Source organism: Dactylosporangium sp. NPDC050588 (genome assembly GCF_040654975.1).
Lineage (GTDB): Bacteria > Actinomycetota > Actinomycetes > Mycobacteriales > Micromonosporaceae > Dactylosporangium > Dactylosporangium maewongense.
Map to the genome: position 1 here is coordinate 12,587 of NZ_JBFAJA010000106.1, position 14,903 is coordinate 27,489.

The 14,903-nt window shown below is 69.0% G+C and carries 10 protein-coding genes, 1 pseudogene and 1 CRISPR repeat array (1 of these 12 cut by a window edge); of the genes and pseudogenes, 3 read left to right on the forward strand and 8 right to left on the reverse strand.

The window, feature by feature from the left end; genetic code table 11:
• Window positions 1-7: 7 nt before the first annotated feature.
• From AB0I21_RS49070 to AB0I21_RS49100, 7 genes are all read right to left on the reverse strand, one after another.
• On the reverse strand, window positions 8-415 hold the full coding sequence (locus tag AB0I21_RS49070) for a response regulator (RefSeq protein ID WP_360571629.1): 408 nt from the start codon (window positions 413-415) through the stop codon (window positions 8-10).
• A gap of 310 nt (window positions 416-725) precedes the next feature.
• Window positions 726-1,106, reverse strand: coding sequence for a hypothetical protein (locus AB0I21_RS49075; protein WP_360571631.1), 381 nt, complete (start codon window positions 1,104-1,106; stop codon window positions 726-728).
• Between the two features lie 223 nt (window positions 1,107-1,329).
• Window positions 1,330-2,640 (reverse strand): SAM-dependent methyltransferase, encoded by a 1,311-nt coding sequence (locus tag AB0I21_RS49080; protein WP_360571633.1) that lies wholly within the window; start codon window positions 2,638-2,640, stop codon window positions 1,330-1,332.
• 35 nt (window positions 2,641-2,675) lie between these two features.
• A complete protein-coding gene (locus tag AB0I21_RS49085; protein ID WP_360571635.1) occupies window positions 2,676-5,015 on the reverse strand; it encodes a hypothetical protein in 2,340 nt (779 codons plus the stop codon).
• Window positions 5,015-5,683, reverse strand: coding sequence for a hypothetical protein (locus AB0I21_RS49090; protein WP_360571637.1), 669 nt, complete (start codon window positions 5,681-5,683; stop codon window positions 5,015-5,017). Before AB0I21_RS49090 ends, AB0I21_RS49085 begins: the two co-directional genes overlap by 1 nt.
• The gene (locus tag AB0I21_RS49095) at window positions 5,680-6,423 is read right to left on the reverse strand and encodes a hypothetical protein (protein ID WP_360571639.1); all 744 of its coding nucleotides are present in this window, start codon (window positions 6,421-6,423) and stop codon (window positions 5,680-5,682) included. The genes AB0I21_RS49090 and AB0I21_RS49095 overlap by 4 nt, the downstream gene beginning before the upstream one ends.
• A 351-nt stretch (window positions 6,424-6,774) precedes the next feature.
• Window positions 6,775-7,185, reverse strand: coding sequence for a hypothetical protein (locus AB0I21_RS49100; protein WP_360571641.1), 411 nt, complete (start codon window positions 7,183-7,185; stop codon window positions 6,775-6,777).
• A 1,287-nt stretch (window positions 7,186-8,472) separates the two neighbouring features.
• On the opposite strand from AB0I21_RS49100, the pseudogene istA reads away from it, so the two are divergent.
• The 3 genes and pseudogenes from istA to AB0I21_RS49115 all read left to right on the forward strand — a co-directional run.
• A pseudogene (gene istA, locus AB0I21_RS49105) lies at window positions 8,473-9,984 on the forward strand (IS21 family transposase); the annotation flags it as partial.
• Window positions 9,985-10,195: 211 nt separating this feature from the next.
• Window positions 10,196-10,957, forward strand: a complete 762-nt coding sequence (gene istB / locus AB0I21_RS49110; RefSeq protein ID WP_360571643.1) for an IS21-like element helper ATPase IstB — start codon at window positions 10,196-10,198, stop codon at window positions 10,955-10,957.
• Window positions 10,958-11,004: 47 nt separating this feature from the next.
• Window positions 11,005-11,202 (forward strand): hypothetical protein, encoded by a 198-nt coding sequence (locus AB0I21_RS49115; protein WP_360571645.1) that lies wholly within the window; start codon window positions 11,005-11,007, stop codon window positions 11,200-11,202.
• Window positions 11,203-11,259: 57 nt separating this feature from the next.
• On the opposite strand, the gene AB0I21_RS49120 is transcribed toward AB0I21_RS49115, so the two are convergent.
• Window positions 11,260-11,709, reverse strand: a complete 450-nt coding sequence (locus AB0I21_RS49120) for a DUF4259 domain-containing protein (protein WP_360571646.1) — start codon at window positions 11,707-11,709, stop codon at window positions 11,260-11,262.
• Window positions 11,710-11,878: 169 nt separating this feature from the next.
• Window positions 11,879-14,903: a CRISPR direct-repeat array (repeat unit 37 nt; unit sequence GTTGAGATCCTCGCCGGCGGCGGACCGTCGGCGCTGG); it runs 5,044 nt beyond the window's last position.

The window sequence follows — 14,903 nt, forward strand, 5'->3', positions numbered from 1 at the left end:
AGGTCCGTCACGGATGACCGGCACCGACGCACCTCGTACTGCCGCCGCGTCCTGTGCGGGTGATCTCTATGGTTTCTACCGGTCCGCGGACCGCAGGATCCTCAAGAGCGCCGGACGTGGTCAGCACCACCACCGGGATGCTCGCCACCGCGGCGTCGCTCTTGATCTGCCGCAGCACCTCACGGCCGTCGACGCGGGGCAGGTTCAAGTCGAGCAGGATGAAGTCCGGCCGCGGCGCGTCGACGTGCTCGCCCCGCCGGTACAGGAAGTCCAAGGCCTGCTCGCCGTCGCGGGCGACGTGCAGATGGCTGTCGAGCGCGTCGTCGGCGAACGCCTCCCGCGCCATCAACTCATCACCGGCGTCATCCTCGACGAGCAGGATGGTCGCGGTCAGCGCACGGTCGGTCAACGCCACGGCAGAGTGTCCCTTCCGCCGAGTAAGCCGCTCGGCCCGGCCGACACCCCGGCCGGGATCGGTTGCCGGTAACTGTACGGCCCGACGGCGCCCACCGCGCTTGGGTCGACACCGCGGCCGACGGCAGCAAGCCGCCCTTCAGGTCGCAGCCGTCCCGAGCGCACCGCCGCGTCCCGGTCGCGGGCCCCCAGCGTCGTGCGTAGCGCTCGATCGGATCGAGCGCCGCTGCGCGACATGCGCTCAGGTCATGACTGTGATCCGGCGTCGGGTGGACGGATCGGTCAACTGGTGCGCGGCCTGAAGCCCGCCGCTATTGACGATGCGGGTCTGGGTTGTGGAGTGTCATTGTGCGGGTGACGCTGGCCCCTTGGAATTGCACGTCCACCCGGAGGTGGGTGATGGGTTCGCGGGACGGGCGTTGAAACGTCGCGTACCGAATCAATGCTGTGTCGGTGCCGCCGCCGCCGTTGGCGGTGCTTCGACATTCCGTCCAGCGTTCCCCCGACAGTCGGGCGGCCAATGCGACGGTCGGCCTGGCTGCCGGGGTTGTCAAGCTGAGCAGGTCGGCGCCTTCGACCATCAGGGACACGAGCATCGTGTCCCCCAGGGCACTGACCGGAGAAATCCACACTCGCATCTCGTCATCGGCGATGAGGAGATCGGCCTCGCCGTATGTGTCAGTGTCTGCCATGGCCTCGCGTCCCTGGGCCGTTGCGGGCTAGCTGATGTCGCAGTTTACGGTCGTTGTGGCGCTGACTGCAGGGTAGGGACTCAGGTGCACCCCGCTGGCCGTCCCCCAAGAACGTCACCCGGCTCAGGTCGACCTCGACCGGACCGTTCGTGGCGGTCGCCGCGTGCCGCAACGCGTCCCGGAACGCAGGAGCCGTCGCCGGTAACCGCCACAGCTGCACACCTCAGGAAACCTCAGCGCTACCCTCACGGTAGATCTTCGCTGATGCGATGTGCCCGTCGCGCAGCTGGTAGAACCCCGCAATGAAGAAGATCCGCTCTTCGCCGGCCACCGTCAGCGTCTCGGTCATCTGACAGGCAGCCCGGTCGCCGTCGGCGATCAGGTCCTGGACCACCAACGTCGGCAGCAACCCCGTCATCGCACCAGCGAAAAGTTCGGCCAGCTCACCACGCCCTCGGGCTATGGAAGTGCCAGTGATCCACAACGCATCCTCGGTGAAACCGGCCATCAGTGCGTCAAGGTCACGGGCGTTGAAGGCATCCACGTGCCTGCGCACGACAGCGATTGCATCCACTTCGATCACCATCGGAGTCTGGCAGACCCCCACCGATCCCGCCCTGGACTCGGTCCGCATCTCGCCGACCAGCCGGACCTCCTGCGGCTGCGGGATGCTGAGTGGTTGGACGGAGTGCTGTGCCGGTCCGGTGTTGCCGCCGCTGCGGGTCGGATGGCGGGTAGCGGATGGGGTGCGGGCGATGACGGCGTATCCGGCGGCTTTCGCGGGTTCGGCGAGGTTGTTGCCGTCGGTGTTGAGGTCGGGCCGCCAGTGGCTGATCGGGACGAGGCCGGGTGGGACGAGGTCGAGTCCGTCGACGATCGCGCCGACCTCATCGGAGGTGCGGGCGTGGAAGGTTCCGTGCTGGTTGGGAGGTAGCGCTTCGAGCTTGGCGCGGAGCTCGGCTGGCAGGGGGTCGAAGGTGGTGTGGGAGATCGCGACGTAGCTGCCGGGCGGTAGCCCGTCCAGCAGGGCGCGGACGAGGTCGGCTGGGTGCTGGTCGTCGGGGATGAAGTGCAGGACAGCCAGGATCAGCAGGCCGGCGGGTTGGTTGTGGTCGAGGCTGCGGATGGCTGGGCTGGTGAGGATGCTGTGGGGGTTGCGGAGGTCGGCTTGGAGGTAGTCGATGGGTGCGCAGCCCGCGCTGGGGGTGAGCAGGGCGCGGGCGTGGGCCATCACGATCGGGTCGTGGTCGAGGTAGACGATGCGGGTGTCCGGCGCGTGCTGGTGGGCGATGTCGTGGACGTTCGGCGGTTTGGGGATCCCGACGCCGACGTCGACGAGTTGACGGACGTCGGCCTCGGCGACCAGGTAGCGCACGGCGCGGTGCATGAACCGGCGCAGTTCCTGCACGGCGGTGCCGATGTCCGGGAACGCCGCGGCGAGCGCTTCGCCGGATGCGCGATCGCTGTGGAGGTGGTCTTTGCCGCCGAGGAGGAAGTCGTATCGGGCCGCGGTCCGGGGGCCGTCCGGCAGCACGAACCTCCCGGCAGAGTGGTCTGGGGTTGGATGGGTCATGGTGTGTCCTGGACGGCGGCGAAGGCGGCGAAGTCGGCGGTGTGGGCGGGGATGCCGCTGATCGCCACGGCGATGGGGACGTCGATGTGTTCGTGCTGGTCACGGCAGGGGTCGGTGGCGTGGTAGGTGGTGCGGTGGTGGTCGCTGCGGTGGATGAGGTCGCGGTTGGCGCGCTGCCAGCGCTGCTCGCGGGCGTCGGCGTCGGCCTCGGGGTTGGTGTTGTGGGTGCCGTAGGTGGTGACGGCACGTGCGAACGTGGCGGCGGCGTCCTCGTGCTGGTGGCAGTCCCCCAGGAGATGCATCAGGTTGATGCCGGCGAGCAACCCGGTGAGCCGCTGGTCCGGGTCGGCTGGATCGAGGTGTTCCAGGGTGTCGTGCCAGGCTGCGGTGGCGTGCTGGCGGGCTTCGGCGCAGTGCCCGGCGGCGTGCACCGTGTTGGCGTACTCGAACTGGGCGGTGAGCGTGGCGGGGATGTCGCCGCGGTCGGTGCAGTGCTCGCTGGCCTCGGCTGCGGCCTCGATCGCCTCGGTGTACGCGCCGTACAGCGTGGCGGCCCGCACGAACATGGAGGTCAGGGCGGCCCAGCCGTTGCCCCGGTCGGGGTCGAGGACGTCGGCGGCGCGTCGGGCGTAGCGGCCCCACGGTAGGACGGTCTCGTCCCGTTGGTCCGGGAAGTGTTCGACGGCGTTGGTGAGGTGGCAGAGTGCGATCTGGGCGAGGCCCTGTGAGGGTGGGCTGGTCTCGGGATCGTGCCGGGCGAGGTGCTGCCGGGTCGCTGCCACGGCGTCGTCGAACCGGTGCGCCTCGTACAGGTACAGGATGTGGTGCAGGGCGCGTTGGTGCGGGATGTCGGCTGCGGCGGTCAGGCGCTTCGCGCACTCCTCGTGGGCGCAGGACGTGTCGGCGTGGAACGTGCGAGCGTGTTCGAGCATCGACAGCCGCGACTCTTCGAAGGTCACGAGCCAGTCGGTCACGACGTCGGGCTGGTCGTTGAAGTACGCGCCGTCGAACGGAGCGCTGAGGCCGAGCGTGTCGATGTCGTCGTGGCGGTGGCAGCCGTCGAACATGGCGGCCACGGTGAAGTAGTGCGTGACGCCGGTGGCGTCGCGGCTGGTGCTGACCGCGTCGTAGGCGGTGAGCGCGGCGGCGGCTTCGGCGAGCGCGTCGTCGCAGCGCCCTGCGCGGTGCAGCCGCTGCGCCAGTTCCAGCCGTGCGTTGGTCACTGCGCCGACGTCGGCGCGGCCGGTGAGCGCGGTGACCGCGGCGCGGCTCGCGTCGATCCCAGCCTGCCGGTCGACGTGCCGGTCGGCGACGGCGAGGGCGAGCTTCGTGGCTACGGTGATGTCCTCGGTGCTGCTGGCGGGATGGGTGAGTGTGGCGCGGTGGGCGTATTCGGCCCACGCCGCCGTGTCGGCCGTGTCCTGCTGGTCGGTGTCGGGGAACAGCACGAAGCGGGACGCGACCCTGATCAACGCGACGTCAGGGTCGGCGGTTGCCGGGTGGTAGCCGGACAGGGCGGCGCTGTAGAACCTGACGCCGACCGCGCCGTCGTGCGCGAGCGGGCAGTCCTGCTGTGCGCAGGGTTCGCCGTGGTGGTGCTGTGCGGTGTGCGTTTGGAAGGCGGGTGACAGGACGGTGAGCAGGTCGTCGTTCTCCGGTTCGAACGCGAAGGTTGCCGCGAGGGCCAGGCCGATCGGGTGCCGGCCGAGCCGCGCCGCGAGCTGGGTTGCGGCGTCGTGGCGGTGGCATGACTCCAGGCTCATGAAGATCCCGACGGCGGCGCTGATGTCGTGCAGCGTGGCTGGCGGGTCGGCGGCGAAGATCGGTTCGAGTGCGGTGAGACCTTCGTCGGCGGCTTCGTCGCACCGGCCGATCGCATGCAGGTCCGAGGCGAGGTATGCGTGCCGCTTTTGGGCGCCGGCGGTATCGCGTCGCGCGGCGGCGATCTGGATCGACTCGCGGCGCACCAGGATGGCTTCCTCGTGCTGGCCGGCTCGCAGCAGCGCATGGTTGAGCGTGTCCACGGTGCTCTGCAGCAGGTCCAGGTCAGGGTGCGCGGCGTGCAGGCGATGGGCGGCGGTGCGGGCCCAGCGGGACCATGCGAGGGGGTCCGGGACGGCTGCGGGGTCGGCGTCGATCGCCTGCACGTACCAGCCGACCGCGTCGATGCGGTCCTCGTCCGGTGCTGCGGTCTGCGGGTTGTGGCCGCGCAGGTAGGTCTTCACCATCAGCCGTGCGGCCTCGGCCGCACGGCCGTCGCCGATCAAGCGCTCAGCGCGGATCAGGGGGCGGCGGCCGGTCAGCTGCAGCCGCACGGGGCGGCGGGCGCGGCCCATCAGCACACCCCGCGCAGTCCGGACGCGGCCGTTGCCGTGGAGTTCTGGCGGGCGCAGACCGGTCGATGATGGACCAGCATGGCGGGCACCGTAACGATGAACGCGTCGTAGCCAGCTTTGATCGGATCTTCGCTGGTCGGCAGCTCGAATTTGGCGAAACTCCGCAGAGCTTGGGCTTCATCGATCCGGTGGCAGGCGATGATCATGCTGACGAACTGCAGCATGATCCACCGCAATTCGGGGCCGGTCGGGTCGTAACGGTTGATCCAGTCCCGCCACGTCGCCTCGGCCTGCCGCACCGCCTCGTCGCAGCAGCCCTGGGCATGAAGCTGCTCGGCCAGTTCCATCCGCTGGATCAGGTGCGCATCGATGTCGCCGTGGTCAAGGTGGATCTGGATCAGCTCGCGCCCGTAGCGTGCGCGCGCCGCCCGGTCCGCGTACTCGGCCCAGGCGACCTCGTCTGGCACCAGGTCCGGAGTCGGTTCGACGAGGCGGGAGTACAGCATCGCCGCCTCGATGACCTGCTCGTCCGGCAGCTCGGTGGCCGGGTCGAGCCCGCGAAGGACCCCTGCCAGGACAGCGGCAGCCGGTCCGTCCTCATCGATCTCGGCGAGCAGTCCGGCAAAGTTGATGCTGACGTTCCAGTGAGGCCCCGCACCGGTCGTCATGCGCGTGCTCCTTCGTACGCGCCGGCCGGGCGGAAGGTCGGCACGCCGGACGGGATGCCGCACCCGGCGGACGGCGGGAAGCCGCTGCGACGTACCGCACTGACGAACATGACCCGCGACGGTGGCGGGCAGTCGCACCGGTTCCGGCGCAGGATCAGCGTGGTGGTGCTGGACTGCAGCGCGGCTGGTCCCTCGAGCCGGTAGCCGAGGATTTCGCCGGTGTCCTGGTCGGTGATCACGTCGATCGGGTCGCCGCGGCCGTCGGAGAACCGGAGCTGCAACCCGACGCCGGTACCACGGCCGGGCACCCACGCGATGAGCTCGACGCCGGGCAGCATCGCCAGGACCCGGATGACGGCGACGCGTTCGGCGAGGTTGAGGGTGCGGATGCTGGTCAGGTCGAGCAGGACAGCAACGACGGCGGTTGAGCCGCTGCCGGGCGGGGTGGCCGTGGTGACGGCGTCGTTGAGCCGGACCGGGTCAGTCGGGATCGGCTCGTCGATCGGGCTGTGCAGCTCACCTGCGGCGAAGCGCGTCGTGGTGGCCGCGGTGGGCTGGGGCGCGTTGGTCTGCTGGTAGAGCACGCCGGAACCGTCCGGGTTGACGTGCCGGATCGACTCGGTCTCGATGACAGGACGGCCGGGGTAGCGGTCCCAGCGGATCAGGTGCAGGCAGCTTGAGGTCCCAGTCTGCTGGTCGCTGGCGGTCGGCTGCGCGTGCTGCGCGATGCTGATGAGCAAGCCCTGCGCTGTGACCCCCGCAGGTGACCCCGGCAGGTTCGTGGCCGCGCCGCGCTCGGCTGCTGGCCTCGGGTCTGTCGTGCTGTGTGCGGTCGGAGACGCGATGCGGGCCGGGGGGACGAGCGTTGTGGCGATGCCGAGCGCCGCGGCGGTGGCCCAGAAGCCTACGCGGGTGGCGACGGACATGTTCGAGTCTCCCAACAGGTATGCGAGCAGTGATCAGAGCGGAGATCGGGCGGAACGACGGTGTCCTGCGCTTGCCGGTGACGGTCGCGGGTGCATTGCTATCGCTGCTCGGGACGAGGGTGCCGGTCTTCGGAATGCGCTAGTAAGGGCGGTCGCGCCGCTGTGCTATCCGGCTCGGGTGCTGGTCACGGGGACGCATCCGGCTGGCGGGGCATTACTCGTGGGCGTGTACGTGCTGGTGAGGTACAGCCGGTACGTGTTGTCGAACGACGCCCGCAACGCGATGTACGTGTCTCGCTGTGCTGGCCCGGTGCTGGCCGGCGGGCTGGTGACCCGGTAGGAGCTGGCGAGCAGGACGCCGGTATCCGGGGCGAACGTCAGGGTGTGCTCGATCGGGATGTTCGCCTCGGCGAGAAAGGGCAGGATGACGTCGATCCCCGTTCTGCTGGCCCGGTCGGTGACCGGTTGCCGGACCAGCAGTTCAGGGATGTTGGCGAGCAGCCGCAGCATCGCCGCCCGGACCGGTCGGCGCAGCGGGTGCTGCAGAACGCTGGACCGAGGAGCAGCGTCCTCCATCCGCGCAGCCGGTGTCACAGCCCCGCGACAGCACAACCACCCTGAATCCGAACTGCACGAGCCTTCCGCTGCGAGCAGAATTGACCCGCGAGGGCTTGACCACGGCGAGCGTTGGAGGAATGTCGCTCCTCGTCCAGCGCTGCGGGGCGGCACCTGTAGCCCATCGGCGTCCGCACGGACGTCCGCGTGCCACTGAACATCGATAGACCTATTGCTTCTCGAATTAGGCTTGCGCCCCCGCGCAGAGCCAGGGCTCGCCGGGCCGCCAAATCCGCTGAACTCCGAACCCGGGCGACCACCCCACCAACAGCAGCGAGATGATCCGGAGAGCTCGGACCACCATCGAGAGGCATTTCCTGTTCAAGCGAATCGGCAACTTTCCAGAAATCCAGGACTCGATGGCGCACTACGTGCTGCGACAACCAAGCGATGTCCTTCGAGAAGTTCGCCTCGCGCTGATCACAGCAGTCGTCCCACCCATGCCGATCCCCGCTGACTCGACAAAGACAGTCTCGACGCGGGTTGGCTCGGCGGCGGGAGGCCGGAGCGTTCGCCTCAAGGCAGCTGGCGGCACAGTTGACTAACGCGGCTGCTGGCCACGATCTGGTCCAGCGATACGTCAACCTGCGTGCATTGGCCAGCGGAATCACGGGGTCCAAAACGGGGGCATGCCTTCAACCATTTACTCACCGACGCCTTCCAGCGCGATGGCATCGACGCGGAATGCGACGCCCGCGACCCACGGAGCGAAGCGGATGTCGCCTTCGCTACGACGGCATCTGGCACCTGTCTAAGACGGAGTCGGAAGCCGACCCGATCAACGCTGACCCGGTCTGCAAGCTCCACGACGTACTCCACGAGCGGCCATTTCGTCGGCATCGGGTACCGACATTCAATCTCTACTGGCGAACGTTTCCGCAGCTTGCCGCCGAAGCCCTCTGCTGCGACAGTCAGGTTGAGATCCTCGCCAGCGGCTGACCGTTCGGCGCTGGTCGCTGGACGAGCCGGGCGGTCATGGTGCCGTCGGTGTTGTTGAGATCCTCGCGGGCGCTGGTTCTTTAACGTTGGGATTCTGTCAGCGCTCATGGAATGTTCCCGTCGGGGTCTGATTCGCTCACGTAATTGACCCAGCCGGCGCTCGTCGTGCCTGGTCAGTCGCTCGTGATGTTCGCGAAGGATCTGACGAGCGTTCGGCTGTAGTTTTCAAGATCCTTTCTCTTCCTCGTTCATGATCATCGTCCGACGGCCCTGGTGGCTGGGGAGCGGATGGCGAGGAGGACGTTCCACGTGATCGATATAACCGAGATCCTGGCGCACTGGTATGCGGGCCGGTCTCAGCACGATGTTGCGGGCTCGTTGGGCGTGGCTCGCGGAACGATCCGGCGGTATTTCGAGCCGGCGATCGCGGCGGGGTTCGTGCCTGGCGGGACGCCGCCGATGACGCAGGCGGATTGGGCGCCGCTGGTCAAGCAGTGGTTCCCGCACCTGACTGATACCCGGCTGCGGCAGGTGACCTGGCCGGACTTCGACAAGCACCGCGACTACATCGTGGAGATGCTGCGGGCGGGGGTCACCAAGGCGACGATCCATCAGCGGCTGCGCGACGAGCACGGTGTTTCAGCTTCGGTGGCGTCGTTCAAGCGTTATGTCGCGGCGAATCTGGCCGAGGACGCGGTGCGTGAGAAGGTGACGGTGCTGCGCGCCGACCCCGATCCGGGGCTGGAAGGGCAGATCGACTACGGGATGCTGGGTTCCTGGACGGACCCGCGCACCGGACGTTCGCAGCGGATCTGGGCGTTCGTCATGGTGTTGTCGCACTCCCGGCACATGTTCGTGCGGCCGGTGATCAGCATGGACCAGGCGTCGTGGACAGCCAGTCATGTCGAGGCGTTCGCGTTCTTCGGCGGTTGCCCTGCCCGGTTGGTGCCGGACAACCTGAAGACCGGGGTGGACAAGCCAGACCTCTACGACCCGCAGCTGAACCGGGCCTATGCCGAGCTCGCGGCGCACTACGGCGTCCTGGTCGACCCGGCGCGGGTCCGCAAACCCAAGGACAAGCCCAGGGTCGAACGGCAGATGCCGTATATCCGTGACTCCTGGTGGAAGGGCCGCGAGTTCACGTCCCTGGTCGAGATGCAGGCCTCGGCGCTGCACTGGTGCCGTGAGGTCGCCGGGCAACGCAAGCACCGTGGTCTGGACGGGCGCACCCCTGCGGAAGTGTTCGACGAGGCCGAGGCGGGGACGCTGACTCCATTGCCGGCCACGGCATTCACCCTGGCCGAATGGTCGCGGGCCAGGGTCGCCCCGGACGTCCACGTCAAGTCCGGCAAAGCGCTCTACTCGGTGCCGTGGAAGCTGATCGGGCAGCTCGTCGACATCCGCGCCACCGCGACGATGGTGCAGATCTTCCACCACGGCGAACTGGCCAAAACACACGTCCGCAAGGACCGGGGCCGGATCACGGACGTCGCGGACTACCCACCGGAGAAGATCGCTTTCCACCTGCGCACCCCACAGTGGTGCCGCGACCGGGCCGAGCAGACCGGACCCGCGACCGCCGCAGCCATCACCGAACTCCTCGAAGGCCAAGCGCTGCACCGACTGCGTTCAGCGCAGGCGATCCTCAACCTGGCGGGCAAGTACTCCGATACCCGCCTCGAGGCGGCCTGCCGCAAGGCCACCGCGGCCGGCGACCCGTCCTACCGCACCATCCGCAACATCCTGGCCGCCGGCCTCGAGGACATCGAACACGACCGGTCCACCGGCGACGCCGGCGCACCCGCGTTCCTGCACGGCCCCGCCGGCCTGTTCGCCGACATCATTGCGTTCCCCGGCCCGACCGCGGTCGCCGTGATTACGGCCGGCACGACGAACGCGGCCGAGTCCGACCGTCGTGACCACGCCGGTGACGACGAGCCGCAAGACGCCGCGTCATGAGCCGCGCCCAGCTCACCCCCCGGCCCACCCCGACCGAACCGACGAACGCCCAGATGAAGGCCGAGACGACACGATGACGATCCTGCGCCCCGCACTGTCCGACAGCCTCCGCGCACTGAAACTGTCCGGGATGCTCGAAACCCTCGACGCCCGCCTCGCCCAGGCCCAAGGCGGCGACCTCGGCTACCTGGAGTTCCTGCAGATCCTCTGCGACGACGAGATCACCCGCCGCGAGCAGACCGCCATGAGCCGCCGGCTGCGCCGGGCCCACTTCGACACCGAAACCACCCTCGAAGGCTTCGACTTCTCCACCAACACGAAACTCCCCGCCGCCCAGATCCGCGACCTCGCCGCCCTGCGCTGGCTCCAAGCCGGAGAATCGATCATCCTCTACGGCGCCGTCGGCGTCGGGAAGACCCATGTCGCCCAGGCCATGGGACACCTCGCCATCCGCGCCGGCGCCGAGGTCCGCTTCCACAAAACCAGCCGCATCCTCGCCGACCTCGCCGGCGGGCACGCCGACCGCACCTTCGACAAACGCCTCGCCGCACACGTCAAAGCCGACCTGCTCATCCTCGACGACTTCGCGATGCGCGAGTTCACCCCCGGCCAAGCCGACGACCTCTACGAACTGATCTCCCAACGCATCGCCGAAGGCCGCTCCAACGCCATCACCGCCAACCGCGCACCCCAGGACTGGTATCCGCTGTTCCCCAACCCCGTCGTCGCTGAATCACTGCTCGACCGGCTCATCAACACCAGCCACCAAGTCTTCATGAACGGCCCCTCCTACCGGCCGAACAAGCGACCGAAGGCCTCGTCCACCAGCAAATAGCCGACCAAAACACCACGGCAGTCGACGCGCTTCCCCCCGGAGAGACCATGGCCGACCCGGCACACCGCCCCGAGTTTCCCGCCCGAGCCGAACGCGAGGCACTCAACGCCGCGTCGCTCGCCACCGGCGCCGAAACCGGCTTCTGGGACGACCTCGGCCACCCCGCGCCGTGGCCAGACGACATCGACGAATGGACACCCGATACGGACCGAGCCGCCCCTCTACCCGGGCGACCGGACTTCTAGCCAGCACAAACTCGACAGAACAACCGTTACAAACCCGTCCGACACAACGACCTCGTCTCAGTTGATTTCAAGGTCGCCCGACCCGCCGCCCAGCACCTGCGACAACACAGCAATCGTGTCGCGCGCCTCAGCGGCGTCGGTATCGGTCGTCCAACCCTGCTGCCAAGGGCCTTGAGGACCAGCAACGAACAGCAGAACCTCAAGCGCGACAGCCGCCAACTCCGGTGCGGGCGCGGTCAGCCGAACGTCGCGAGAAAGATCATCCTCCAACGCTAGCAGGCTCTCGTCGAACTGATGCCCGCCGGGCAGACTCGCCGCAACGACCGCCGCTGCTGCCACAACTTCGTCCGGGAAGAACTCCCGCCAGAGCAGGTCGGGCTTTTCCTTCACGAACACAAACATGTGCTCCAACGCTGCCGCCCGCCGCTCAGGAGGCCGCTCGGCAAGTTGCGACAGGAAGTCCATGGCCCCATCGCTGGAGAACGGACCAGTCCCGAACGTTCCCATACTCGCTGCCTCCACCACGCAAGACGGCTGCCACCCTGAAGCTACAAGATCACAGCGATCGAGTGCGGATCGTAATCACTTCCGCGGCTCGAGGCTGAGAGGACCGGACCAATAACGTGAGCCGACCCCGGGTCAATTACGTGAGCGTCCACAATTCCGCGTTCGATGCTGTTGAGATCTCGCCGGCGGCGGACCGTCGGCGCTGGCGGCCACTCCGGCCAGGTGTTGCGCTCGACGATCGAGGTGTTGAGATCCTCGCCGGCGGCGGGCCCTCGGCGCTGGGCTTCCAGTCGGCGATGACCAGCTCGGCCGCGGTGTTGAGATCCTCGCCGGCGGCGGACCGTCGGCGCTGGCTGCGTCTGGTCACCGTTCGTGCGGCCCTGACCGCTCGTTGAGATCCACGCCGGCAAGGTGTTGAGATCCTCGCCGGCGGCGGACCGTCGGCGCTGGACCCTCGACCACGACGCGGACACCGACGAGTGGGTGCTGTTGAGATCCTCGCCGGCGGCGGACCGTCGGCGCTGGCACCACCCCGGCGCAGGTCCGGCTACTGCTGATCGACCCGTTGAGATCCTCGCCGGCGGCGGACCGTCGGCGCTGGCTCAGGCCGACATCAACCAGGCGCTGGAGGACGGGTTGAGATCCTCGCCGGCGGCGGACCGTCGGCGCGGGCGGCACGTCCAGCGGCTGGGTGATGCGCCGCCAGTTGAGATCCTCGCCGGCGGCGGACCGTCGGCGCTGGATCTCATCGCTGCTGTCGGGCCCGAAGTCCTCCCAGCTGTTGAGATCCTCGCCGGCGGACCGTCGGCGCTGGCCGGCGCCCGCAGACGTTCACGGTCACCAGGTCCGTGTTGAGATCCTCGCCGGCGGCGGACCGTCGGCGCTGGGGCCAGGGCCGGGTAGACGTACCAGCCGTCCGCGATGTTGAGATCCTCGCCGGCGGCGGACCGTCGGCGCTGGTCGTTGTGCTGCGGTTGCGAGCCGGTCCTGGTGCTCGGCGTTGAGATCCTCGCCGGCGGCGGACCGTCGGCGCTGGCCGCGGTGACGATCCACACCATGGCGAGCCGATAGGCGTTGAGATCCTCGCCGGCGGCGGACCGTCGGCGCTGGACACGAGCGGACGCAGCAGGCCGCGCGACAGCACACCGTTGAGATCCTCGCCGGCGGCGGACCGTCGGCGCTGGTGTGGCCAACGAGTACGCCATCCTCGACGAGCTCAGGGTTGAGATCCTCGCCGGCGCCGGACCGTCGGCGCTGGCATTGTCGTCGACGCCCCGGTCGTTGACGACCCGGTTGAGATCCTCGCCGGCGGCGGACCGTCGGCGCTGGGCTCAACTTCGCGTTGACCACTCTGGACCTGCGGGTTGAGATCCTCGCCGGCGGCGGACCGTCGGCGCTGGCTGGACCGCAGCTTGCCGGTCAGGACGAGGTCGGAGATGTTGAGATCCTCGCCGGCGGCGGACCGTCGGCGCTGGGATCAGCCGCGGCGACTTCGACGCCATCGTCCGCGAGGTTGAGATCCTCGCCGGCGGCGGACCGTCGGCGCTGGGCCCGCTACATCGGGCCGGTCGAGTCGGGCCGGTTCCTGTTGAGATCCTCGCCGGCGGCGGACCGTCGGCGCTGGCTGGATCGTATGTGCGGACTTCGGTGTCTAGCACGGGTTGAGATCCTCGCCGGCGGCGGACCGTCGGCGCTGGGCGGCGTGATCAAGAAGGTGACCGTAGGGGCGGTCAAGTTGAGATCCTCGCCGGCGGCAGACCGTCGGCGCTGGACGGCCTCGCACGACACCCAGGTCCCATCACGGAGAGGTTGAGATCCTCGCCGGCGGCGGACCGTCGGCGCTGGCCCGAGGGGACGCCGGCAAGGCCCCGGCCGCGATCCAGTTGAGATCCTCGCCGGCGGCGGACCGTCGGCGCTGGGCCAGCGTGGTCGCCGCCGCGGCGTCGGTCTCCGTCGGTTGAGATCCTCGCCGGCGGCGGACCGTCGGCGCTGGCCGTCCAGTACCAGCAGGCGATGGGCATCGAGGACCTGTTGAGATCCTCGCCGGCGGCGGACCGTCGGCGCTGGCCACTCGATCGCCGCCGACACCCGGGTCGTCGTGTGGTTGAGATCCTCGCCGGCGGCGGACCGTCGGCGCTGGTACCTGCCGTCATGCGGCTGCCCCGATCCGAACGTGTTGAGATCCTCGCCGGCGGCGGACCGTCGGCGCTGGTCCTCAGTCGGTCGCGGGCGGCAGCAGTTCGGCGTTGAGATCCTCGCCGGCGGCGGACCGTCGGCGCTGGCGGCGACCTGCAAGCCGATCAGGACGAGGCAAGCAAGTTGAGATCCTCGCCGGCGGCGGACCGTCGGCGCTGGGGTTGTTGGGTGGGGGTTTCAGCCGTACCCCCTCGCAGTTGAGATCCTCGCCGGCGGCGGACCGTCGGCGCTGGGCGATCGCCACCGAGCCACGCGTTCACCCGCCGTTGTTGAGATCCTCGCCGGCGGCGGACCGTCGGCGCTGGTTCGTGATCGTGGCCAGCTCGGACGCCGAGGAGAAGTTGAGATCCTCGCTGGCGGCGGACCGTCGGCGCTGGTTGCGTGCCGGGCAGCGGGCAGGCGTCGAGGATCTCGGTGTTGAGATCCTCGCCGGCGGCGGACCGTCGGCGCTGGCTTGACCAGCAGGAGCAGCAGCGACAGCAGGCAGGTGTTGAGATCCTCGCCGGCGGCGGACCGTCGGCGCTGGAGGCGTAGGTGCTCAAGGTGGCTCCTCATGCGCGCGAAGTTGAGATCCTCGCCGGCGGCGGACCTTCGGCGCTGGTCGATCTGCGCCGGCATGGGCGTGACCGTCATCGGTTGAGATCCTCGCCGGCGGCGGACCGTCGGCGCTGGTCGCGAGGCTCACCGCAGCGAACGCCCGGCTCGTCGAGTTGAGATCCTCGCCGGCGGCGGACCGTCGGCGCTGGCGGCCTAGGACCCGAGCAGGCGCGCCTTCTGGGCGGCGTTGAGATCCTCGCCGGCGGCGGACCGTCGGCGCTGGACGACGTTGACGGTGCCGGTCGGTGAGGTGAGCAGCGCGTTGAGATCCTCGCCGGCGGCGGACCGTCGGCGCTGGCGAAGATGAGCGTGTCGAGGATCGTCGACTCCTTGCGGTTGAGATCCTCGCCGGCGGCGGACCGTCGGCGCTGGGAGGGGACGACGATGCCGTCCTGGTCGGT